Consider the following 23082-nt stretch of genomic DNA (forward strand, 5'->3'; position numbering starts at 1 on the left):
CTGATTTTTAAAGCGATTCAATGGAAATAATAAATTTTGTGAAAATGAATAAGACGTTTTTGAGGTTTCTTATTATTATCGGGGCATTGGTTTTTCCTTTTAACTTGGAAGCAAATTCGCCATATGAAGTAACATCTCCTGATGGTTCCATAAAAGTTAGTGTTAATATTGATGAAGAAATATCATGGATATTGTCGATGAATGGAGGATGTATTGCAGGACCTCAGGCAGTTGCTTTAGACCTCGGGCAAAATGGTGTTCTTGGGAAAGACCCTGTATTGAGGAAATATTTTGTTGAGTCTGAAAATGAAATTATAAAAACTAATCTTTATAGGAAGTATGAAATAATAGATAATTACAATGAACTGCACCTGGAGTTTGAGAATAATTATAAAATTATTTTTCGGGCTTACAATGAAGGTGTGGCTTATCGGTTTAAAACTTCCTTTGAAAAGGATATTGTGGTGAATACAGAAAAAGCTCAATTTATTTTCCCTGGAGCAGAAACAGTTTTCGTTCCTTATATTCACTATCCTTATGGGCGTTACCAAACCTCCTTTGAGAGTACTTATGATGTTTTAAAAATGTCAGAAATTCAACCAGACTCTTTGATTATATCTCCTTTGATGGTTAAAACTAAAAACGGACTATCGGTTGTCGTTACTGAGGCCGATCTGGAGGATTATCCAGGAATGTTTTTCAAGGTAAATGAGAAGGCAGATGGTTTTGATCCTGAATTTGCAAATTATCCTCTTGAAGAAAAACAGGGAGGACACAATAATTTGCAATCCCGTGTTACTAAAAGAGCTGATTATATAGCTGATACCGAGGGTGAACGTGTGTTTCCCTGGCGTGTTTTTGCGGTTGCTGAAAGCGATTATGAATTACTGGATAATGATTTAGTATATAAGCTTGCTGCCCCTTCACGAGTAGAGGATACTTCTTGGATTAAGCCTGGTAAGGTTGCTTGGGATTGGTGGAATGCATGGAACCTTTACGATGTTGATTTCAAGGCGGGCATCAATACAACAACCTATAAATATTATGTTGATTTTGCTGCAAGTAAAGGAGTGGAGTATGTTATATTAGATGAAGGATGGTCAGAAAGTACCAATCTACTCAAAACTATTCCAGAGATTGATCTAAAGGAGATAGTGAATTATGCAAAGGGAAAGGGCGTAGGTATTGTGCTTTGGGCTGGCTGGCTCCCGCTCAGTCGGCAGATGGACGAAGTCATGGAAAAATATGCCCGCATGGGAATTAAAGGCTATAAGATTGATTTCATGGATCGGGACGACCAAAAAATGGTTAATTTTTATTATCGGGCTGCTCGTAAGGCTGCCGAAAGTAAGCAATTTGTATTATTTCACGGTTCCTACAAGCCCACCGGATTACAGCGTACTTACCCTAACGTTCTCACATTTGAAGGGGTTTACGGGCTTGAACAGATGAAAGGGACCGATTATAAAGATATGCCACGTCATGATGTAACCCTTCCTTATATACGGATGCTGGCCGGACCGATGGATTATACACCCGGTGCAATGGATAATGCCAATTTTGTTAACTGGAGGTCTATTTATGAAGATCCAATGAGTCAGGGAACACGATGTCATCAGTTGGCTATGTACATAGTGTATGATTCTCCATTTTCTATGCTTTGCGATAATCCTTCAGACTATTTGAGAGAACCTGAAAGCATAGATTTTATTGCTTCCGTACCTACAGTGTTTGATGCTACTGTACCATTAGCTGGTGAGGCAGGCGAATATGTCGCTATTGCACGACGGAAGGAAAGCAATTGGTATGTTGGAGCCATGACTAACTGGACAGGTCGTCAAGTAATATTGGATTTCTCATTCCTAGATAAAGATAAAAAATATGAAGCTACAATTTTTGCTGATGGAATTAATGCTAACACAGCAGCGAATGATTATGTGAGAAAAGTTATGGTGTTGGACTCCGATACCCGCCTGCCTATTGATATGAAAAATGGAGGAGGTTGGGCCGCCGTAATTAAGGAGATTGAATAGAGATTCTTTTTTGTTAAGCATACGCGTTGCAGGAAATAGTTTTAATGGGACGGACGAAAATCACAGATTAGTATGTTATTTCAATATTTAATAAATTTTATTATGAACTTTTTGTTTGATATGATTCATTTAAAACAAAAAGACCAGTGGAATGTGGTGAAAAATGGGATTGACCAGGTTGTAACTGCAGAGGAACAATAATAATTATTAATGCTTACATTTTTTTGAATAATGATTGGAAGTAATACAGCCCGTTTTATTGAAATGAAAATGACTGCATTATTTGTAGTTCTTTTCATTCTGAGTTCAGGTCTTTTTGCCCAGGAACGTTACTCACGTGCCTCTCTCTGGGATGATGACATAAAGGAGTTTAAAGAAAAGATCAGAAGAATTTTCCAGAAGAAAGCAGCATTCTTTTTATCGGTAGTTCATCTTTCAGAGGATGGCGATCTTTAAAGGGTGATTTTCCTGAATATAAGGGTTTTAACAGGGCTTTTGGGGGGTCTCACATGTCCGATCTCATCTATTATTTTGAGGATATAGTTCGACCGTACAACCCATGTCAGATTGTTGTGTACGAGGGCGATAATGATATTGCTTCCGGCATGTCGCCCGAAGCTTACCTTCAGGATGTTATCACCTTTACCCGTATGGTGGAAATTTTTCTGCCAGGGACAGAACTAGCGTTTGTTTCAACAAAGCCCAGTCCTGCCAGGGAGGAATGGACTGACGAATATCAGGAAGCTAATACGCTTGTTCGTGAATTTTGTATGAGCAAACCTCATTTAAAATATATAGATGTCAGTCAGTTGATGGTTGACAAAAATCAAAATATTAAGAAAGAACTGTTTCTTGGCGATATGCTACACATGAAACCTTCCGGATATCAACTGTGGAAAGCTGTTGTCAGGCCTTATTTGAGTGAATGCGGAAGAAAATGATGGTTGAATTGTTTTTAATATAATATTTATGAAATTGAAAAATATTCAATTAGTAATAATACTAATAGCTTCGGTACTGTTTGTCAAGTGCGGCTCTTCAGATTCTACATCAGCTAATGAGAAGCCGGTTTATATGTGGTTTGATTGTGAAGCTAATTATGAGCGATTGAGTTATCCCGACTCTATTAAATATTACCTGGAAAAAGTTAAAGAAGTTGGTGTTACTGATGTTGTTGTAGATGTTAAAGCCATTATGGGTGAGACATTGTATGATAGTGAGTATGCTCCTTATATGGGGGAGTGGGAAGGCGTTGAAAGAAGCAGGGATTATGATATGTTGGGAATATTTATTGAGGAAAGTGAAAAGCTGGGCCTTGGTGTGCATGCTTCCATGAATGTTTTTGCCGGAGGACACAATTTCCACAACCGGGGAATTATTTACGAAGATCATCCGGAGTGGCAGTCGATTAACTATTGGTGCGATTCCATTGTCCCTATTTCAGAAATGAAATGGCATTACAATGGCATGTTAAATCCTGCACTTCCCGATGTTCAGAAATATCAGCTGAATATTATTGAGGAAGTAGTCAGTAAATATCCGAAACTTGACGGACTGGTCCTTGACAGAGTGAGATATGATGGTATTACCTCGGATTTCAGTCAGTTTTCGAAAAAAACTTTTGAAGAATATGCTGGTGTAGAAGTAGAAGATTTTCCAGATGACGTACTTTATTGGGTACAGGATGAGAATGGAGAATATGAGTGGAAGCGCGGAAAACACTTTAAAAAATGGATTGAATGGCGAACATCTGTGATTTACAACTTTTTTGAAGACGCGCGGGAAGTAACAAAACGAGCTAATCCGGATATTCATTTTGGAACTTATACCGGTGCGTGGTATCCGGTTTATTATGAATTGGGTGTGAACTGGGCCAGTAAAAAGTATGACCCTTCGAAAGATTACGATTGGGCAACCGAAAACTACAAGGACTACGGATATGCAGAACTGCTCGATCTTTATATGACCGGTCTGTACTTTTATGAAGTCACCATTGAAGAAGTTGAAAAACTGAACGAAGTAGCAATGGAGAAACGAGGCGAAGCTGCTATGGGAGAAGGCAAAGATTATTGGTATTCGGTTGAGGGAAGTGCTCAATTAGCCAATAAAGTTGTAAAAAATGCTGTTCCTGTAACCGGCAGCCTGTATGTTGAGCAATATGAACAAAATGAAGATCAGTTTAAAGAGGCTGTTAAGATGGCTTATTCCACAACCGACGGTCTAATGATTTTTGATATTGTGCATTTAATTAATAAAGATTGGTGGTCGGTACTGGAAGAAGCTGTCTCCGAAGCAAAAAATAAAAAAAAGACCGACTGAACTTTTGATTATAGTGAATGCAGTTGAGAGAGATTTTGTTAGTAGAAAATGACATTTTTTAAATAGGAGTTTTTAATGAACTTATCATTTATCGATATTGGAATTGTTCTGGCCTACGTTGCGCTTACATTATTCATCGGATTTTGGCTTTCGAAGCGGGCATCAAAAGACCTGCAGGCTTATTTTTTGGGAGGGAATAATATCAAATGGTATTATCTTGGTCTCTCGAATGCTTCAGGAATGTTTGACATATCGGGAACGATGTGGACGGTTACCATTGTTTTTGTCTATGGTTTAAAAAGTGCCTGGATACCCTGGTTGTGGCCTGTCTGGAATCAGATATTCGTGATGGTTTTCCTGGCCATTTGGATGCGGCGATCGAATACTATGACTGGCGCTCAGTGGATCACCTTCCGTTTTGGTGATGGCAGAGGTGGACGCCTTTCTCATATCATAGTTGTGGTGTTCGCAATTGTCAGTGTCATTGGTTTCATAGGCTATTTTGTGGAAGGCATTGGCAAATTTGCTACAACATTCTTTACCTGGGATCTTTCTACTACCATATTAGGGCTGCAATTGACCTCAGAACAGGTTTATGCCTTAATTATTATTGGCATTACAACCCTTTATACTATGAAAGGGGGCATGTACAGTGTTGTTAGTACCGAGGTGCTTCAGTTTCTCATTATGACGGTAGCCTGTATATCGATAGGTATTATTGCTTACAATAAGGTGACTCCAGAACAACTTACTGCCGTCATCCCTGAAGGATGGACGAATTTATGGCCCGATTGGAAACTGAATCTCGACTGGTCAGAAACTTTTCCCGAGTTGAATGATAAAATCGGCGGTGACGGTTATGAAATGTTCGGGTTGTTGTTGATGATGATGATTCTGAAAGGAATTTTTGCAAGTCTTGCTGGACCGGTTCCTAGTTATGATATGCAGCGAATACTAAGTACCAGAACACCCGCAGAAGCTGCAAAAATGAGCGGACTCACTTCACTGGCTTTGTTCATTCCACGTTATTTAATGATTGGTGGCTTTGCCATACTTGGGTTGGTTTATCTTAAACCAGAGCTAATGAAAATGGGAGCTGATATCGATTTTGAAATGGTGCTTCCTTTGGCTATTCGTCAATTTGTGCCTGTCGGAATCAAGGGATTATTGCTGGCTGGTTTGCTGGCTGCATTTATGGGAACTTTTTCGGCCTTCATCAATGCTGCGCCGGCTTATTTGGTGAACGATCTTTATAAGAAATATCTTAATCCGAATGCTTCGAACAAGAAACTGGTGCGTTACAGTTATATGTCCAGCCTGGTATTGGTGCTTATCGGTGTTATGTTTGGACTGTTTGCCAGAAATCTTAACAGCCTTACTCTCTGGATCACTTCTTCTTTGTATGGTGGTTATGCAGCCGCCAACGTGTTGAAATGGATTTGGTGGCGTTTCAACGGCATGGGGTATTTCTATGGAATGCTTGGCGGCCTTGTTGCTTCTATTGTTGTTCCCCCAACAGTGCGGATATTTGTTCCGGGTGCAATTGATATATATATGTATCCGATTATTCTGGCTATATCCATGGGCGCATCCATTCTGGGAACGCTTCTTACTAAATCTGAAAACATGGAAACGCTTAAGAAGTTTTACAAGCAAACCAGGCCATGGGGGTTCTGGGAACCCGTGAAGCGTGAGGTTATTAAAGATGATCCGTTATTTGTTCCGAATAAGGACTTTAAACGTGATGCTTTTAATGTTGTGGTGGGTATTACCTGGCAGATGTCAATGGTTGTATTGCCACTCTATTTCCTGTCCGGGGAATATACTTCTGCCTGGGTTTCGCTTGGGGTATTTATCGGGACTACCGTATTGTTGAAGTTTTTCTGGTATGATCATATAAAAAACATTGAATAATGAGTAAGGATATATTAAATCAACTGAAGGGTTCGAGAGGTTTTTGGGGAATGGTCATTCTTTTGACAGGTCTGTCGGTTAACTTATCAGGACAGGAGGTAAAAGTTGATACTTCTTATGCTAATAATTATTACTTGAATAAACGAGCAATGCATGAGATGGTTGAAGTAAAACCCTGGCATGTTGTTTTTCTTGGAAACAGTATAACAGAGCGTGGGTTTTGGAATGAGTGGTTTCCGTATGTTTCTGCAGTAAACAGGGGCATTGGAGGTGACAACTGTTGGGGCGTTTATGCCAGATTAGATTCGATATTACAGGAAAAACCGGCTGTCATTTTTTTGATGATCGGGATCAATGATCTTGGTCGTGGTTTGTCAGTGGGACTGATTGCCTCAAAATATGAACAGATTATTCAGAAGGTGAAACGTGACAGTCCTGGTACACGTCTGGTACTTCAGACCGTTTTGCCGATTAATGAATCGACCATTAGTTACGACTACATGAAGGACAAAACTTCTGCCATTAAGGTATTAAATGAGCATGTTCGGGGATTGGGACGCAGGTATGACCTTCAGGTCATTGATCTTTACCGTGTTTTTGCCGGTAATAGTGATCAGCTGCCGGAAAAATTTTGTGTTGACGGGCTCCATCTTAATGAGAAAGGGTATCAGATTTGGATTGAAAACTTTCAGGACAACAAGGTGCTTTGTCAATAGTGTTTAGGAAAAAAGACTTTTAACGATATAAGAGGATAAAAGAATGAGAATTAAAGGGACATTTTTGGATGAGATAAGTCATGATATTCCCCATCAAAATTGGGGTAGAAAAGAATGGGATAAAGATTTTGGTTTTATGAAAAGAGCCGGTATTGATACTGTTATTCTCATTCGCGCAGGTTACGGGAAATGGCAGACATTTTCATCTGATGTATTGATTCAGCAGGAGCATGCATATCGTCCTTCTGTGGATTTGGTTAAGATGTTTTTGGAACTTGCAGAAAAATACGGAATGGACTTTTATTTTGGTTTGTATGATTCAGGGAAATACTGGAATGAAGGTAAATTCCAAAAGGAAGTAGATCTTAATAAAGCGTTCATTGATGAGGTCTGGAAAAAGTACGGAAACATGCCGGCTTTTAAAGGATGGTACCTTTCTCAGGAAATTAGTCGTCAAACAGGTCAGATAATTGATTTGTATGCAGGCCTCGCCAGGCATTGTAAGGGTATATCTGACGGTCTGCCGGTACTGATTTCTCCATATATAGATGGTATTAAGAATGTGAGCCAATACACTACCGATACAACAAAGAGTAGTGGTATAACGCTTAAGCAGCACGAGGCCGACTGGAGTGAAATCTTTAGCGGCATTAAAGGCGCGGTGGATATTGTCGCTTTTCAGGACGGGCATGTGGATTACGATGAATTGACGGGATTCCTTCAGATTAATAAATCACTTGCCGATAAATACGGGCTTGAGTGCTGGACCAATTCTGAAACATTTGACCGCGATATGCCTATCAAATTTATGCCTATTAAGTGGGAGAAACTTCTATTAAAACTTGAAATGGCTGCCAAAGCAGGAATAAAAGATGCCATTACGTTTGAATTCTCGCATTTTATGAGTCCTCAATCGGCTTACTTGCAGGCCGGGCATTTGTATAACCGCTACATGGAGTATTTGGGAAAGAAATAATTTGTAAACAATGGATTTTCAACGACTAGCAATTCAATATAAAACCGAACTTCTCGGAAATGTTGTGCCTTTCTGGCTTAATAAATCACAGGATAAGGAATATGGAGGTTATTTTTCCTGTCTCGACAAGGCAGGAAAGGTTTTCGATACTGATAAATTTGTCTGGTTACAGGCCCGTGAAGTGTGGCTTTTTTCGATGCTATATAACCGGGTTGAGCAAAAACCTGAATGGCTAGAATGTGCCCGGCAGGGGGGGGAATTCCTTAAAAAATACGGACACGATGGCTTTGGTAACTGGTATTTTAGTCTTACCACTGATGGGAAACCGTTGATTCAGCCATATAACATCTTTTCCTATACTTTTGCTGCTATGGCTTTTGCTCAACTGGGGCTTGCCACCGGAAACGATGAATATACTTCTCTTGCACGGCAGACTTACGATCGCATTCTGGAGCGCCAGGATAATCCAAAGGGAAGATACAACAAAGCTGTTCCCGGAACCAGAAACCTGAAGAATTTTGCTTTGCCTATGATTATGTGCAATCTTAATTTGGAAATGGAACATCTGCTTGGGAAAGAGTTTGTTGAAGAGTCGGCTGTAACGCTTATAGATGAAGTGATGAACGTATTTTATCGCCCCGAGTATGGTCTTATTGTCGAGAATGTAAACCAAAACGGATCTTTTTCCGATACGTTTGACGGAAGGCTGGTCAACCCGGGTCATGCCATCGAGGCTATGTGGTTTATTATGGATTTGGCGGAGCGCCTCGACAGACGCGATGTCATTGATCAAGCACAAACCATCATCTTACAGACACTTGAGCACGGATGGGATAAGAAATTTGGCGGTATTTTCTATTTTATGGATGCAAAAAATCATCCTCCCCAACAACTGGAATGGGATATGAAGCTTTGGTGGGTGCATCTGGAAACCCTTATTGCTTTGCTTAAAGGATATCATCTTACCGGCTCGGAAGAAAATCTCCACTGGTTCGAAAAAGTGCACGACTATACATGGAAGCATTTTAAAGATACCGAATCTCCCGAATGGTTTGGTTACCTGAATCGAAGAGGCGAAGTTACGCATAGCCTTAAAGGCGGGAAATGGAAAGGCTGTTTTCATGTGCCGAGAGGTCTCTTTCAGTGCTGGCAGACTCTTGAAAAGATGACCTGGAGGCAATAAATTAAAAGATACTCTGAAATAGCTGGTTGTGGTTTGCCCTGGAACAGGGAATAAGGTTATTAGGTCAATAGGCGAGTAGAAATGTAGCCGTGGAGCGGCGATTGAATGGTAAAACCAATTAAAATTAGAATCATGAAAAATTTATTATCTGTATTGGTGGTTTTACTCATAGGAATAAATTCTTCCTCTATTTTAGGGAATAATATTATTCAGGGTAAAGTAATTTCAGAAGATGGTGATCCGATCGCAGGCGTTCAGGTGACAGATGGTTATAATTTTGTGCAAACCAAAGCGGATGGTACTTACGCTCTTGAAATTTTTCCGGAAGCTGCGTTTGTCTACATAACAACACCTCCTGGCTATGAAGCTCCCGAGAAGAAAGGGGTGGTGAAATTTTATTATCCTCTTAACGCTTCAGATCAAAATAAAAGGACTTACGATTTTGTTTTGAAGAAGATTGAAGACGACTATGAACATACATTTATAGCCCTGGCTGATGTTCAGGTTTTTCGGGACGAAGAATTCCCGATGTTGAATGAAGCGGTCAAAGATATTCAAAAGCATATTGATTCTTATTCATTGAAAGAGCCACTTCATCTGATGGATTTAGGAGACCTTGTATTCGACAGGATGGATTTTTTCCCTGAATATATAGCGTCTCTGGAAAAAACCGGGAAACCAGTGTTTAGAGTCGTTGGCAATCATGATATCAACCTGAATAACCGGTCAAATGCGGAAACGACCCGATCGTATAAAAAATATTTTGGGCCTGATTATTACGCTTTCAACAGGGGAGAAATTCATTATGTTGTTTTAAACGATGTTTTTTACCTGGGAAGAGAATATTTTTATATGGGCTATTTAACCGAACAACAATTAAGCTGGCTTGAGAAAGATCTTGAATATGTGGAACCGGGTAGTACTGTTGTTGTGGCTGTGCATATCCCCACAACCAGAAGAAACGAGAAAGAGGAAGGTTTCAGATATGACAGAATTTCTTCTTCGCTGGTCAATAATAATGCGCTTTGGAAAATACTTAGTGATTATAACGTTCATTTACTTTCAGGACATACACATACCTCTTCGCGGTTTCGTATAGCTGACAATATCGTTGAACACAATATTGCTGCTGTTAGCGGATCGTGGTGGCAGAGTGATATTTGTCCCGACGGGGCCCCATCGGGGTACATGGTTTTTCATGCTACAGGAGATAAATTAACACATTACTATAAAAGTATTGGCGCTGAACGTGATAAACAATTCAGAGTTTATTTACCGGAGGGAGAACTTTCTGAAGATGATGCTTTAGTTGTTAATGTTTGGGATTGGGATGAAGAGTGGTCAGTTATCTGGAAACAAGATGGAAAAGAGATGGGAGAAATGCAGCAGTTCTCCGGTATTGATCCTTTGATTAAGGATATTTTATCGGATAGAGATAAACTAATTCATAGTTGGACCAATCCGGTGGAGACCCATCACCTTTTTAAAGCATTTCCGGATAATGACGCAAAACATATTGAAATAATTGTTACCGATGCATTCGGTAGAAAATATAAAAAAAATATCTCGCTAGTTGAAAGTGAAAAGTAGCAATGTCAACCGGGGAGCTTAAAATAATAAGTGCCGGTCTGTCCTACCTGCCAGAAGACTGTAATAAGATTAATTCTTTAAATAAATTTGATACGGATGGTACGAACCAAATACATCATTCTTTTTAGCCTCCTTTTTTCACTTTTTCTTAGCTCATGTACAGAAGAGAATTCTTACGATGTTTTGATCATTGGTGGCGGTGCCAGTGGCAGCATGGCCGGCATTCAGTCGGCACGGATGGGTGCGGGCACCCTCATTGTTGAGGAAGGCCCCTGGTTGGGGGGCATGTTAACGTCTGCCGGAGTAAGTGCCATTGATGGTAATTACAACTTACATTCCGGGTTGTGGGAAGAGTTTAGGCAAAAACTCTACAACTATTACGGAGGGCCTGACTCTGTGAAAACTGGTTGGGTTAGTAATGTTTTGTTTGAACCTTCTGTCGGTGAAAAATTGATCAGAGAAATGACAATGAATGAACCCAACCTTGAATTGATCTTTAATACAAAACTGGACACTCTGGAAAAGGCAGATAGCGGCTGGCTTATACGACTTGAGGGGCCTGATGGAAAAATGACTATTGAAGCTTCGGTCGTTATTGATGGAACGGAACTCGGTGATGTGGCAAAAATGGCCGAAATTCCTTATGATATTGGTATGGATTCGAGTTACGACACAGGTGAGGATATTGCAGCAGAAGAAGGTAACGAAATTGTGCAGGACATGACCTATGTGACCATTCTTCAGAATTTCGGTAAAGGAATCGACAAGACCATTGAACGACCCGAAAATTATGATCCTACACCGTTTTTTTGTACGTGTAAGGGCCTTTGTGATCCAGATACGATTTCGCGAACTCTTTGGCCGTGCGATGAGATGATGGAGTACGGGAAACTGCCTAATGACAAGTACATGATAAACTGGCCCATTTACGGGAATGATTATTATCTGAACGTCATCGAAATGACTCCTGAAGAACGGGAAGAAGCTTATCAGGAGGCAAAATGGTTTACGCGTTGTTACATTTATTACCTGCAAACCGAATTGGGCTTCAAATATTTGGGAATAGCAGAGGATGAATTCCCAACTGAAGACGGGTTCCCGTTAATTCCTTACCACCGTGAGTCAAGGCGCATTAAAGGGAAAGTCAGGTTTACCGTTAATGATCTGGCACGTCCTTTCGATCAGGAGTGGCCGTTATATCGCACCGGAATTGCCGTGGGTGACTATCCAATAGATCACCATCATGCAGCATATCCCGATCAGTCAAAAGTGCCCGACTTGCATTTCTATCCGGTTCCTTCTTTTTCTCTGCCTTTGGGAACTCTAATCCCTAAATCCACTGAAGATTTTATTGTAGCAGAGAAATCGATTTCCGTCACCAATATTGTCAACGGAACAACGCGATTACAACCTGTTTGTATTCTTATAGGCCAGGCAGCCGGTACTTTGGCTGCACTTGCAGCGAAGAATGAGGTTACACCTTCTGAAGTTCCGGTTCGTGAGGTGCAAAACCACCTTCTGAAATCCGATGCATATCTGTTGCCTTATTCCGATGTTACCCCCGAAGATGCTTTCTGGGAAGACGTTCAGAAAATCGGAACGACTGGTATTATCCGGGGTGAAGGAAAAAATATAGGCTGGACCAATGTGACACTTTTTCATCCCGACTCGGTGATGACCGAAGAGGCTTTAACGATTGGAGTTAACGACTTTATCCCGGAAATGGGTTATACTCTCAAAAATGAGGCACTTTCTGTAGAAGAAGGCGTTTCAATCGCTTATGAACTGGCAGAATACTTAGGGAAAGAAACTGTCGGCAATGACCATTTGAAAACAGGACAGGATATATGGAAAGAACTGGGCTTTGGCACTTTCAACCCGGACGCTGATCTCACAAGAAGCCAGATGGCTGTTTTGCTGAGCCGTATCGCTGATCCGTTTTCGGTTGATGTAAACATCAAAGGCCGGGTTTATTAAAATGCAGTATGTCAATGTGATTTGAATTATCTTTTATATCTAAAAATCTAACGATTTATTGAAACACGCATTAAATAAATTTTTACGAATGAAGCAATTTTCAATAGCTCTTATGGTATTAACTGTACTGAGCGCCTGTCGTTCTAATAAATTAGAGGTAATCGCTCATCGCGGTGCTGCGGGAAGCGAAACAGAAAATACGATTGAGGCTGTAAAAAAGGCTGTAGAGTTAGGCCGTGACGCAATAGAAGTGGACATATGGAGAACAAAGGATGACTCGCTCATTGTTTTCCACGACCGTCATACTGCCCGCCTGAGTGAGGACTCTCTTGTTGTACCTGAATCGGAATATAAAGCTTTGAGGCAACTTACCCTAACCGGAAATACTAAAATTCCAACACTGAGGGAAGTTTTGGAAATACTTCCTTCCGATGTCAGACTTTTTATTGAAATAAAATGTTGTTGGGAAGAAGGCGATGCTGGGGATGTCTTTCCGATGCTATCAGATCTGCTGGCGGAGACGGGCACTTCAGAGCAAAGCGTGATTATTTCTTTTAATGCTGCAAAGTTAGAAGATGCGTCTAATTATTTACCGGAAGTTTCGCGTTACTGGTTAGTATGGGAGAATAAACCGGTAGAAGAACTTATAGAAACTGCTCGAAAATATGGGGCTGATGGACTTGATGTTCATTATTCTCTTTTGAGTGATGAATTAATGCACAAAGCAGGGGAAAACAATTTGGATGTATTTGTATGGACGGTCAATGATGAGAAAATGTAAGGGGGATTAAGAATGATGAAAGAAATAGGTTACAATGAAATAATGTGTAAAGTCTTGAATCGCAAAAGGTTGATAAAGTTTTAAGAACAAAACAAGCCTTTACAAACCGTGCTGATGATTGAATATACATTTAATAAGCATTGAATTTGATTTAAGCCTGTTTAAGTGAAAAGAGTAGAACTAAGATAATAGATTTAACGGGGGATACAAAAGGAAAGCTAAAAGCGCAAAGCAGTTCAATCTGTTTTGCGCTTTTTTGATGTTGGAGAATAAAAAATATCGAAAGGTTACAATTTAGGTTACAAAATAGGTTACAATTTTTTTTCTGGGGCTGATGGATTTGTTTTCTATTTTTGTATCAAAGCCACTATTCCTGATGCGCAAATCTGATAGAATCAATAAACGAAACCGACGCCTGGTTCATAAATTTTATGAGCTGTACGATGTGAAGCGCAATCGCATTGATGACGTATTAAAGGAACTTGAAGAGGAACATTTTTTCTTAGACCAAGACTATATCTACTCTTTGATATTCTACGATAAAAGCAACTACGAGTATTACAACCAGCTCCTTAGTAAATCCAAGCAACCTACATCCTGATATCATAAAGCGGCTCACCATCTGTGGTGTCTGGCCGTGTGATTGGGCCTTTACTCAAATCCACTTCATTAACTGATTGCTGGTCGTATTCAACCTGCGCACTGGCATCCTCGATAACAGAGGCAAACGAAATGCGATAAAGATTACCAGCGTCTCCGCTTTCCTCCCGGCGCATATCAACCCGTCTCATTGTATTAAAATTGTTGCCACTAAGGCCGTGGAATGCAGTGTGTAGTTTGGTAAGTATCCTGAGAAAGTTAATCGCGCTATCCTGGTTATATGATCCAACGTAGGTGTCAGAGAACGTCTCAAAGAATAGATAAAAGTCTATTTGCGTTTCGCAGTCCTGTATTAGCTGCCCTTTGTCATCACATGACATGGTGTTAAAGGATATAAAAACTGCCGGGCTTGGAAATGGCAGCTCATCCGTGAGGTATGAAACCTGCTCGTGCCATAAATCAACCCACTCAATTTCGGGAGTTTTGGTTTTAATTACCTCTGCCAATTCTTTGTATAAATCTGTCCAGGCTTCCATTTTACTTATTGTTTAAATGCTGTTTAAATACTACGTCAACTCGACCATCAAAGAATGATTCAAAATTCATCAAAAGAGTTTGGGACTCTCCCATGAATTGTCTTTTGGGAATCTTTATTTTGGTACCCACTTTCATAAGTGCCATTCGTTTACAAAATTCTGCCTTTCCTGATACTTTGCGGTTTGCTTTGGCCATTGAGACTCTGCCTGATTTTGTCTTTTTTACCTTGCCGCTAAGCTGGGTGTATTGATACCACCAGTAACGTTTCATTCTTTCTGTTACTGTGATGTAACCACCATTGTTGTGTATTTCGGCATACTCTGAGTCTGCTTCAACAACAACCCGTTCCATGGTCTCCATTTGTTTTCGGATAGACTGCATCAAAGTACCTTTTTTATATAGAGTCCTTTTACCAGCTAATGGAGACGCAGACTTTTTCCATGGCAGAAAGGAGGTGTCGGTAAACCCGCCTTTTACAAAGCTTTCTTTAAAGAACTTGACTGACTCCGATGCCGCATAACGAGAAGCATTCTTTTTGAGGTCATTGGCCATCTTTAAAAATTCAGGGACTTTATTTCTTTTTGCCATAAACAGTTGTATATTTGTTGTGCTAATGAGAGCGACTACGGTCAATCTCAACCATAAAAGGCAGGAATCCCGGTTTCTGCCTTTTTGATTTTATAATAGGCCATCCAGGAACTCTTTAAAATCTCGTTTAGCCACTTGCTTCCTGGTTATTCTGGAAACCTTTTCTCCATTGATAGCAATCACCTCGCTGATGTTGCGGTTTATTTTATCATTCAAACCACCGGTTAATCTCCTTTTTAATATTGTATCAATTGGCCCCAGGTATTGGGATACATCCAAAACAAGGTGTGATACACCCTGCTTATTGGCTGAGCTCATGGAGTTGACAACAAACTTTTCAAGGGTTACAGGCTTACCATCTTTTATTGGAGAGTAGGTTTTGAGGTCTCCTGTTTTGGACTTGTTTCCAATTCCATATTCCGGGTTTTTGTACCCCGGCTTATTGATATGGGGACGGATATAGATGTTTTTGCTAAGGTTCTCAGCCAGCTTAATGGCCGCATTTATGTTTTCGTCCATATCCCTTGTGTCTGCAAAATCGTTTACCAAAACCTTTTTATCTCCGGCATCAATAGACCTGTTGTAAGGAACAAACTCCTTTAATAACTCTGTGTTATCCCGAACACCGGAGACGGCACCCGATGGTATTGACTTGAAATAACTATGGTTATCCCTGAACAGCTTCCCACTCAAATAAGGATTATTGGCCCACTGGTCTCCAATGCCGGTTAGGTCTCTGTCCGTTGTGGGAGGTTCGTTAGTTTGTTCGAGCCAACAGCGGCAACCCGGATCATAAGGCGGAATTACCTTCCACTCATTTATTGGTTTAATCACCCCATCATTGGCCTCGTGCGAATCTCTAACATTCTCATCCTGCATGGTTCTGTTCTTTAAGTAGGGATAAATGTCGATATCGCTTAAATAGGACTCAAAGTTTTTGGCAGAGCTTGATGAGTTGGCCGCCCATTTACGTTCCACATCCAGCCATGTCTGATTGTGGAGGTTTACAGTCTTTTTTGCCTGTTCAACAAATTCATCCTTCGATAGCTTTTGTCCGGAGATATTATCCAGGCTATTCATTAGGTTGTAACTCTTAGCCCCGGAAAACTTGAAAAGGTTTTCCCTGAATTTACGGGTTAGATCACTATCATAATAGTCTTTTCCCCAGCCCGCGTTGGCATCTTTGTTCAAGGCGGCATAGTTCTTTAATACCAGATCACGATCCAGATCAATCGGTTTAGTCTCCCCATTGTATATTTGGGTGGCCATTCTTTCAGTTGCTGAATCCCATGTGGCTGCACTAAGGTTGTATTGTGCCGCGGCAAAGGGTGCGAAGCCTGATTTAAAAGATGCGTTTACGTTGTTGCTACTCTTTTTTTTTTGAGGATCCGGTTCCTGACTTGCCATAATATTTTTGACTTTCAACACCGGAAGCCCTGTTATTTTGGCGATCTCCTCAACATCAAACTCGTAGTATTGTGAAAGGTCTTTAATTGCCTCCAGAATATCTTTGAGTGATAATGACTCCGATTCGTCAAATTCAAAATACAGGTTCTCAAGCGGTGCATAAACCGAGCTCAGTTTTACCAGGCGTGGTTTGATTTGCTCATTGAAGTAAAATTTGAAAATGAGTTTGTCCACCTGGTGCCTGAATTTGAGTAAACGTTCCTGTACTTCTGCAGAGCCTACAAAGCTCTTTTCGTCTGATATGCCGGAACCACCAAGTATCCTTTTGGAAAGCTCACTGTTTGCAATATCGCTAATGAGAGACTTGAACGACTGATAAGCATCCACATTGTAATTGTTGGGCACCTCTATTTTTTCATTACCCTGCAATACTGCAAAATGATTCATCTTAAAAGCCTCCAGCATTTCAAATAACTCATCTCTTCTCCCCGGATCCATTCTTTCGGTAATGGCAAAGAGTGGCGGCACACCAAACTTTTCAATGTAACTCATCCACGAACCAAGGCCCAGCTTCTTAGCGAGAACAATCATTGCCAATTGGCTCAGCATACCAAGGCTCCAGTCACCCCCCACCTGGACATAATAATTTGAATAGAATCCTTCTTTATAGGATACCCCATTGTCATCATACTCCTCCTTAATAATAATGCCTTTCTGTGGCAGGAAGTTGGACTGAGGTATTTCGGTTACCTGTTTAAGCTCTCCCTTTTCATTCAGATCAAAAAGTTCAATGAGTTTGGTGCCTTCAAACGTATGCAGACAAATAAGCTTAACGAGCTCAATGTACCATGGCCTGTCCAGAAGCTTGTGCGCCTCTTCGTCCTCGTTTCCGTCCTTGTCAACCAACTTAAACGGGGCGCATTGAATGGGTAGAATCCTGTTGTCAATACAGCTGCCAAGGTGAAGGTCAAGCATGAGGGACTGATAAAAACGCATAAGAAGTCCTCTCCTGGGATTTTCAGGATCTGTTGCAGACATTATAGCAACTGTCCAGTCCTCGATGTCCTTTTTTTGGTAGGTTATTGCCTGGCGTTTCCAGTTCGCTTTCTTCCCATCCGACCGGTTGTGATATTCATTATACAGGTTGTTGTTTTTTATCCGGCTCAATATTACCCTTTCAGCAGCGTTGGATATACGGTCTATAAGTTTTTGCTTAGCCATTTAAGTAGTGTTTAAATGAAAAAATTATCGTTGGTGTTATTGCCATAAACAGGACTAACAGGACTACCATCATCGTTGGCGAGAAGCGGACAGTTTACAAGCTTCATGGCTCCGGACTGAATCTTTTCCAACTGCTTCAGAGCATCGCTGTATAATTGCATGTAATCTTCGGGCACCTTTCTTGCAGCATTCCGGCGCACACTTCTGTAAACCACAATAGAGGCAATGATTTGCACAAGTATCCCGTTTCGGATTGGAGTTTCGGGAGCATCCGGGAATATCCTTGTATAATCATATTTGCCCGATATATATGATACGACCAGATCTATTGCTTGATCCTCTATGTCGTTTAAGATGGTATTGTCATTCAGTGGTGCTTCCGGAGAGAGTGCCACTGTCTCGGTCATTAACCTTTCCTGTATTACAGATATCAGGTCATCTTTATTAATGTACTTCATGGCAAGTTGTATTTAGATTTCATTTTACCGGTGCGATATGATTTGCCTTTAGCCTGACCTCTCGGAGTAGAATAGAGCTCAAGTTTTGAGATAGCCTGTTGGTCTGCATCGGGTGCATCATCATGCTCGTTACTACCCTCCTCGACTGAACAAAGCTGCATAACTCCTACCTGTGTATCCGAGTGGCTTTTCAGTGCCTCGTTGTAATAGATCCTGCCGTTTTGGTAGTAAGGCTGCATGGTAATCATGCGCATAAGCTTGTTAACTTTTGGCACCTGTATTTTTACCAGGTTAAGAGTATCGTAGTATTGTTCCTCAACCTCGTTAATGGCACGTTGTACCTCACCGTTCCAGAACTGCGATTCATATTGGAAAATGACATTGGTTCCCTTGGGTAATCTTCCTTTAAACTGACACATCCATTCAACGGCCTGTTTCATTTTTGACTGCTTAACGTAGCAGTCTATCAACCAAAAATCATTTCCATGTAGTCCCCAGGCGCGGCATGCGTTATAGTCACTTTTCTCATTGTCGGTATAAGCAATATCCCAGTGAACGATAACCATTTTAAAGTCCAGGAGCGATGGAAGCTTAGCCCATTGAATTTGGTCTTCGCTAAACACACTACCTTCTATTTTTGACTCATGGAGGTACTCCGCATAAGCAGCCGGGATACCCATGTCAACTTCCTGCTGCTTGTAATACTCTGATGAGTACATAGCAGGCCACGCAGGTTGATAGGTTACTTTGTTGTAGGCTTTAATCTGACGAACAACCCATGAGGGGTGACGTTCCTGCAGTATGGTTTGGGTCATTACCCTGGCAAAACGGTTGTTGGCATAAACAACCCTCCGAATGGGCCCGGTCATTGTAGGAACTACATCCCGCTCAATAATGCCGGCTTGTTTTCTCATTCTTTTTGGACTTGCAATGGTGTCCGGTGTCTCAAGGTCATCTATACTCCAATAGGTAGGCCGTCTGTTTTTAACACGAACACCTCTAACCTTTTTCCGGATACCAAACGATTTGCCAATAAAGCGCTGGTCTATGGTGCTGAAGTTTCCGTACTCCCAGTCACCGTCTCTTTTTTGAACGCCAAAGTCATGGATTAAAAGAGGGTTTCCTTCTAATTCTGCCTGGACATCCGCGATAAGTTCCTGGGCCCGTTCGAGACTGTCGGACATTTGACAAAAGAACATATAGTCCTCTCTCATCCAAAGCCACAGTGGAATTATGACATTCGCCCAAACAGATTTTGCCGCCCCTCTGAACCACTCCAGGAATATTTTAATTAGCACATCGTCCGCTATTTCATTGGCTGCATCCTCCTGAAACTTTGCACATTCGGCAGTAGCATAATGAGGCAGATATGTCATAACCATGTAAACCACATCCTCCTTTGATCTGCGTATGCGATCTTCCTGTTCCTTTTTTGTTTCAAAAGGATTAACATCATTAGCCTTCCGTACTATCTCAAGTTTTTTGAGATATAGTTCCGCCTTTTCCTTATCTGTTTTGCGTTGTGTAGCCATTAACCTAACTCGTTTGTCTTTTTGCGAATCTGAATGGTTTGAAAGTCGATGGTTTTGCCCCAGAGGTCTTCATCATAATTGCGCAGGCTGGTAAAGATGTCGTCAAACACATCGATGTAAACACCCAATGTGATGCGGTTTTCCTTTTCCAGGTTAAGCAGCGTTTTGTTGTGCTTACTCATTTCATCGGATAAGGCCCGGGCCTCCTTTCGAAGTTTTAGCTCTTCATCCTTGTCTCCGGTTTTTTCCGCATCCCGGATCTCCATTTCAATTTTGAGCCGTTGTTCACTCATCAGGCGAAGGATCTGTTTAGTGTTGGCCGTATCTGTGGAGTGGCATTGCTGTCTGGATGTTCTTTCCTCTCTCCACTTCCCATCCTTCGACCACTTGGAAATAGTTTGTTCGGTAAGGTCAAGCATACGCGCTACCTCCTTTTGGTCAAGGCCATGCACTACAATGTACTCGTAAGCTGTATGCCTCAACTTCTCATACTCCTTGCGGGGCAGTTGTTTCTTTCGTTTGGGGGCTTTTGAGTTTGTCTTTTTAGCCATTACAAGTCTTTTATTTGCAAAGGTGACTGGATTTGTCCGGTTTGGGAAATGAGCGTTTTTTCTACTCTAATATTCTCCTGTAAAAGAGAAAAAAAATAAGTACTACCCGAGAATTTTACACCCCATTAAATACTGATTTGTAAGGCTTTGAAAAACCATGAACCTTTGTTACCTCAATGGAACGAATCCGGCCTGACGGATAACCTTAAAACAACAGGTTTATGAGCAAACCAAAGCTTCAGATTAATGTATTTGCCGAGGATACCACTGCAAGGGTGGACATCATTGGTGAAATTTCCGAATGGAATAACAACAACGCTACCGACTTCCGGGCCAAATGCCAGGAACTTAAAGACGCTGGTGCCACAAAGTGCCATGTTTATTTGATGACGGTGGGTGGTGATTGTATCCAGGCGAATGAAATAGTGAATATTCTTCATGAAGTTTTCGGAGAATACACCGGAGACGGTGGTGCTATTGTGGCCAGTGCCGGCACCTACATCGCAGCATGTGCCACTGTTTTTGAACAGGTAAGAAACGGTCAGTTTATGATCCACAAGCCTATGGGCGGAACCTTCGGCAACGAAACCGAAATTGAAAACTACCTGGCACTGGTCAAAAACATGACCTCTACCTATTATGATGCTTACGCCGCCAAACTGAAAAAGCCGGAATCAGAATTCAAAGACAAATGGAATGGCGGAGATTTCTGGATGACGGCCCAGCAAGCTGTTGAGTGGGGTTTTGTGACCAAGGTAAAAGATTCTGTAAAAATTGACACCGACACGGCGGCGGTAATTAAGGAGAGTGGCTCTCCCATTGCCATTGCTAATACCGATATTATTCACAATAACAATCTGGAAATGGATGTAAAAGCTATTGCAACAACGCTTGGGATGCCTGAAAAGTCAACCGAGCAGGAAGTTAACGCCCGTATCGCAGACAATGCGAAAAAGGCTGCAGACTATGACGCTCTCAAAGCAGAGACAGAGCGCAAGGAAAAGGAACAGCGCGAAGCCGATATCAAGGCAACCCTTGACAAGGCCGAAAAGGAAAAGCGCATTAAAGCAGATGCCAGAAGCAAGTGGCAGGCCATGTTCGATAAGGACTACGACGGCACCAAGGCCCTGCTTGATGACATTCAACCCGTTGAAAAACCACTGTCCTCAGAGATTAAGACCTCTGCCGATGGTAAAACGGCAACTTACAACGGTAAGAACTTCGAGCAATTGCAGGATGAGGATCCTGAGTTGCTGGCGCAATTAGAGGATGAGAATCCCACAGCATTCGATGCATTGTTTGCTGACTGGAAAAAACGCAACAAAATCAAATAAGGAGGATAACTGATGGCAGTATTAGTAGATGGCAACTGGCTGAATCAATATGTGGCCCCGCAGCTTTTGGCCGAGTTCAAAAATGACAAAGATGATTTCATTGGTGTGCTGAAAGGGGCCCCAAGGCAAGCGATTACCGCTGATGGTATCCGCTTTAACAAGCTCATCAACAACGTTGGTTTCATCGTTGACAATTCGGCTGAGTTTACCGCCAAGAAAATGGATGGTAAAAAGGCCTTTGTTGAGTGGGAAAAGTACGACACTGAACCTACTTCTGTAGATGATGCAGAAATCAGGTCGTTGAACTATGACAAGCGTTCTGCTGTGCGTGTGAAGCATACAGAAGCTTTCAAAAGAGGTATTCGTGACCACGTGATGTGGAAACTGGCCCCCGATGATGATACCAATGAAGACATGCCGGTAATGAGAACTACCGGGCCTGATGATGGAACCGGAAGAAAGCGGTTGACTTTTGTTGACCTGGTTAAATATCTCGAAAAGATTGAGGTTCTCAACCTGGGAAATCCTGAAGAGAACTACATGGTTCTTTGTCCGGAGCACAGAACCGACCTGATTATTGACCGTGACAGTGCCAGTTATTTCTCAAACAAGAACATCTTTTTCGATCCGAAGACCGGAGAGGTTCAGTCTGTGATGGGATTTAAGTTCTTTAGGAACAATGCGGTTCTGGCTTACGACAACTTAGGAGCCAAACTGGCAAAAGGTGCTGCTCTTACCTCTACCGATCGCCGGGCATCTTTGTTTTTCCATGCGGCCAATACAGTTTATCATCTTGACAGTGTTAAGATTCTGTACAAGCCGGAAACCACTGATACCAAATCGGCAGATCCTACCTCTGAGTTTAGAACTCAGACTTACGGGTTGGTGGATCGGATTCAGGAAATTGGAGTCGGTGCCATTGTCAGCGGCATTGTTGTGTAAGTTTCATTTACCGGCTGGTGGAACCCGGCCGATTTAATTCGTTAAACCATGAAGGTACTTAATAAACAAGAAATCAAAGCCGTGGCAGCCGATGTATTCAAGCGATACAAAAAGGCCCAAAAGGTGGCTGTTACCACCGACGGCATGGCATTTATTACCGATGAAGGTGATAACGCCGTAAAGAACCACGCTATCAAAAACCGCTATAAAAAGGAGTTGAAGATCCACTCCTTTACGCGCGATGATTTTGACAGCGCCAAATCTCCAAAGGTGGAGACTGCAGAAAACCTTATTGCTGCCATTAATGAAGCAGAAACAGCAACCACTGTTGAGCATATTCTGGCAGCCGAGGAACAGGGCAAAAAGCGCAAGTCTGTGCTTGAAGCAGCCGAAGCCCGGATTAAAGAACTTAAAACCGATTAA

At 41.5% G+C, this 23082-nt stretch carries 21 protein-coding genes; 15 read left to right on the forward strand and 6 right to left on the reverse strand.

From position 1 onward, the window contains the following. Window positions 1-44 precede the first annotated feature (44 nt). From W7W_RS0117200 to W7W_RS22435, 12 genes are all read left to right on the forward strand, one after another. Window positions 45-2033, forward strand: a complete 1989-nt coding sequence (locus W7W_RS0117200) for a glycoside hydrolase family 97 protein (protein WP_025007095.1) — start codon at window positions 45-47, stop codon at window positions 2031-2033. Between the two features lie 231 nt (window positions 2034-2264). Then, window positions 2265-2489, forward strand: coding sequence for a hypothetical protein (locus W7W_RS23935; RefSeq protein ID WP_010664910.1), 225 nt, complete (start codon window positions 2265-2267; stop codon window positions 2487-2489). Then, window positions 2453-2974, forward strand: coding sequence for a GDSL-type esterase/lipase family protein (locus W7W_RS23940; RefSeq protein WP_394331624.1), 522 nt, complete (start codon window positions 2453-2455; stop codon window positions 2972-2974). Before W7W_RS23935 ends, W7W_RS23940 begins: the two co-directional genes overlap by 37 nt. A gap of 28 nt (window positions 2975-3002) precedes the next feature. Continuing rightward, complete coding sequence (locus W7W_RS0117215; protein ID WP_036163390.1) at window positions 3003-4352, forward strand: alpha amylase family protein; 1350 nt, start codon at window positions 3003-3005, stop codon at window positions 4350-4352. A 75-nt stretch (window positions 4353-4427) separates the two neighbouring features. Then, window positions 4428-6266, forward strand: coding sequence for a sodium:solute symporter family protein (locus W7W_RS0117220; protein WP_010664913.1), 1839 nt, complete (start codon window positions 4428-4430; stop codon window positions 6264-6266). Beyond that, window positions 6266-6982 (forward strand): GDSL-type esterase/lipase family protein, encoded by a 717-nt coding sequence (locus W7W_RS0117225; protein ID WP_010664914.1) that lies wholly within the window; start codon window positions 6266-6268, stop codon window positions 6980-6982. The genes W7W_RS0117220 and W7W_RS0117225 overlap by 1 nt, the downstream gene beginning before the upstream one ends. A 43-nt stretch (window positions 6983-7025) precedes the next feature. Further along, window positions 7026-7958 (forward strand): DUF4434 domain-containing protein, encoded by a 933-nt coding sequence (locus tag W7W_RS0117230; RefSeq protein ID WP_010664915.1) that lies wholly within the window; start codon window positions 7026-7028, stop codon window positions 7956-7958. A gap of 10 nt (window positions 7959-7968) precedes the next feature. Next, window positions 7969-9141 carry an AGE family epimerase/isomerase gene (locus W7W_RS0117235; RefSeq protein ID WP_010664916.1) on the forward strand — a complete coding sequence of 391 codons (1173 nt, stop codon included), beginning with the start codon at window positions 7969-7971 and terminating at the stop codon, window positions 9139-9141. Between the two features lie 132 nt (window positions 9142-9273). Further along, window positions 9274-10731 carry a calcineurin-like phosphoesterase C-terminal domain-containing protein gene (locus W7W_RS0117240; RefSeq protein WP_010664917.1) on the forward strand — a complete coding sequence of 486 codons (1458 nt, stop codon included), beginning with the start codon at window positions 9274-9276 and terminating at the stop codon, window positions 10729-10731. A 96-nt stretch (window positions 10732-10827) separates the two neighbouring features. Beyond that, a complete protein-coding gene (locus tag W7W_RS0117245; protein WP_010664918.1) occupies window positions 10828-12708 on the forward strand; it encodes an FAD-dependent oxidoreductase in 1881 nt (626 codons plus the stop codon). A gap of 88 nt (window positions 12709-12796) precedes the next feature. Beyond that, a complete protein-coding gene (locus W7W_RS0117250; protein WP_010664919.1) occupies window positions 12797-13489 on the forward strand; it encodes a glycerophosphodiester phosphodiesterase in 693 nt (230 codons plus the stop codon). A gap of 376 nt (window positions 13490-13865) precedes the next feature. Beyond that, entirely contained in the window at window positions 13866-14090 is a 225-nt protein-coding gene (locus W7W_RS22435) for a hypothetical protein (RefSeq protein ID WP_010664920.1), read from the forward strand. Here W7W_RS22435 and W7W_RS0117260 read toward each other — a convergent pair. The 6 genes from W7W_RS0117260 to W7W_RS0117285 all read right to left on the reverse strand — a co-directional run bounded on the left by W7W_RS0117260 (window position 14080) and on the right by W7W_RS0117285 (window position 20383). Continuing rightward, window positions 14080-14625, reverse strand: a complete 546-nt coding sequence (locus W7W_RS0117260; RefSeq protein WP_010664921.1) for a hypothetical protein — start codon at window positions 14623-14625, stop codon at window positions 14080-14082. The genes W7W_RS22435 and W7W_RS0117260 overlap by 11 nt on opposite strands. A gap of 1 nt (window position 14626) precedes the next feature. Beyond that, window positions 14627-15214: a hypothetical protein gene (locus W7W_RS22440; RefSeq protein ID WP_010664922.1), complete on the reverse strand. Its 588-nt coding sequence runs from the start codon at window positions 15212-15214 to the stop codon at window positions 14627-14629. 90 nt (window positions 15215-15304) lie between these two features. After that, window positions 15305-17842 (reverse strand): phage portal protein family protein, encoded by a 2538-nt coding sequence (locus W7W_RS0117270; RefSeq protein WP_010664923.1) that lies wholly within the window; start codon window positions 17840-17842, stop codon window positions 15305-15307. A gap of 11 nt (window positions 17843-17853) precedes the next feature. Next, complete coding sequence (locus tag W7W_RS0117275; RefSeq protein WP_010664924.1) at window positions 17854-18300, reverse strand: phage protein Gp36 family protein; 447 nt, start codon at window positions 18298-18300, stop codon at window positions 17854-17856. Continuing rightward, the gene (locus tag W7W_RS0117280; protein WP_010664925.1) at window positions 18297-19832 is read right to left on the reverse strand and encodes a phage terminase large subunit family protein; all 1536 of its coding nucleotides are present in this window, start codon (window positions 19830-19832) and stop codon (window positions 18297-18299) included. The genes W7W_RS0117275 and W7W_RS0117280 overlap by 4 nt, the downstream gene beginning before the upstream one ends. Next, on the reverse strand, window positions 19832-20383 hold the full coding sequence (locus W7W_RS0117285; protein WP_010664926.1) for a hypothetical protein: 552 nt from the start codon (window positions 20381-20383) through the stop codon (window positions 19832-19834). Before W7W_RS0117285 ends, W7W_RS0117280 begins: the two co-directional genes overlap by 1 nt. A 221-nt stretch (window positions 20384-20604) precedes the next feature. On the opposite strand from W7W_RS0117285, the gene W7W_RS0117290 reads away from it, so the two are divergent. Genes W7W_RS0117290 through W7W_RS0117300 form a run of 3 tightly spaced genes read left to right on the forward strand, consistent with a single transcriptional unit; the run spans window position 20605 to window position 23082 of the window. Continuing rightward, complete coding sequence (locus W7W_RS0117290) at window positions 20605-21717, forward strand: ATP-dependent Clp protease proteolytic subunit (protein WP_010664927.1); 1113 nt, start codon at window positions 20605-20607, stop codon at window positions 21715-21717. Window positions 21718-21729: 12 nt separating this feature from the next. Next, on the forward strand, window positions 21730-22659 hold the full coding sequence (locus W7W_RS0117295) for a hypothetical protein (protein ID WP_010664928.1): 930 nt from the start codon (window positions 21730-21732) through the stop codon (window positions 22657-22659). A gap of 48 nt (window positions 22660-22707) precedes the next feature. Further along, window positions 22708-23082 (forward strand): hypothetical protein, encoded by a 375-nt coding sequence (locus tag W7W_RS0117300; protein WP_010664929.1) that lies wholly within the window; start codon window positions 22708-22710, stop codon window positions 23080-23082.

The organism is Marinilabilia salmonicolor JCM 21150 (genome assembly GCF_000259075.1).
GTDB classification, from domain to species: Bacteria; Bacteroidota; Bacteroidia; order Bacteroidales; family Marinilabiliaceae; genus Marinilabilia; species Marinilabilia salmonicolor.

Excerpts from the sequence above, each read along its gene's own strand:
- W7W_RS0117250 (WP_010664919.1), top strand. The coding sequence starts at position 12,797 with ATGAAGCAATTTTCAATAGCTCTTATGGTATTAACTGTACTGAGCGCC.
- W7W_RS0117285 (WP_010664926.1), bottom strand. The coding sequence starts at position 20,383 with ATGGCTAAAAAGACAAACTCAAAAGCCCCCAAACGAAAGAAACAACTG.
- W7W_RS0117245 (WP_010664918.1), top strand. The coding sequence starts at position 10,828 with ATGGTACGAACCAAATACATCATTCTTTTTAGCCTCCTTTTTTCACTT.
- W7W_RS0117295 (WP_010664928.1), top strand. The coding sequence starts at position 21,730 with ATGGCAGTATTAGTAGATGGCAACTGGCTGAATCAATATGTGGCCCCG.
- W7W_RS0117235 (WP_010664916.1), top strand. The coding sequence starts at position 7,969 with ATGGATTTTCAACGACTAGCAATTCAATATAAAACCGAACTTCTCGGA.
- W7W_RS0117260 (WP_010664921.1), bottom strand. The coding sequence starts at position 14,625 with ATGGAAGCCTGGACAGATTTATACAAAGAATTGGCAGAGGTAATTAAA.
- W7W_RS0117270 (WP_010664923.1), bottom strand. The coding sequence starts at position 17,842 with ATGGCTAAGCAAAAACTTATAGACCGTATATCCAACGCTGCTGAAAGG.
- W7W_RS0117275 (WP_010664924.1), bottom strand. The coding sequence starts at position 18,300 with ATGAAGTACATTAATAAAGATGACCTGATATCTGTAATACAGGAAAGG.
- W7W_RS0117220 (WP_010664913.1), top strand. The coding sequence starts at position 4,428 with ATGAACTTATCATTTATCGATATTGGAATTGTTCTGGCCTACGTTGCG.
- W7W_RS22440 (WP_010664922.1), bottom strand. The coding sequence starts at position 15,214 with ATGGCAAAAAGAAATAAAGTCCCTGAATTTTTAAAGATGGCCAATGAC.
- W7W_RS0117280 (WP_010664925.1), bottom strand. The coding sequence starts at position 19,832 with ATGGCTACACAACGCAAAACAGATAAGGAAAAGGCGGAACTATATCTC.
- W7W_RS23935 (WP_010664910.1), top strand. The coding sequence starts at position 2,265 with ATGATTGGAAGTAATACAGCCCGTTTTATTGAAATGAAAATGACTGCA.
- W7W_RS0117230 (WP_010664915.1), top strand. The coding sequence starts at position 7,026 with ATGAGAATTAAAGGGACATTTTTGGATGAGATAAGTCATGATATTCCC.
- W7W_RS0117300 (WP_010664929.1), top strand. The coding sequence starts at position 22,708 with ATGAAGGTACTTAATAAACAAGAAATCAAAGCCGTGGCAGCCGATGTA.
- W7W_RS0117225 (WP_010664914.1), top strand. The coding sequence starts at position 6,266 with ATGAGTAAGGATATATTAAATCAACTGAAGGGTTCGAGAGGTTTTTGG.
- W7W_RS0117200 (WP_025007095.1), top strand. The coding sequence starts at position 45 with ATGAATAAGACGTTTTTGAGGTTTCTTATTATTATCGGGGCATTGGTT.
- W7W_RS0117215 (WP_036163390.1), top strand. The coding sequence starts at position 3,003 with ATGAAATTGAAAAATATTCAATTAGTAATAATACTAATAGCTTCGGTA.
- W7W_RS22435 (WP_010664920.1), top strand. The coding sequence starts at position 13,866 with ATGCGCAAATCTGATAGAATCAATAAACGAAACCGACGCCTGGTTCAT.
- W7W_RS0117240 (WP_010664917.1), top strand. The coding sequence starts at position 9,274 with ATGAAAAATTTATTATCTGTATTGGTGGTTTTACTCATAGGAATAAAT.
- W7W_RS0117290 (WP_010664927.1), top strand. The coding sequence starts at position 20,605 with ATGAGCAAACCAAAGCTTCAGATTAATGTATTTGCCGAGGATACCACT.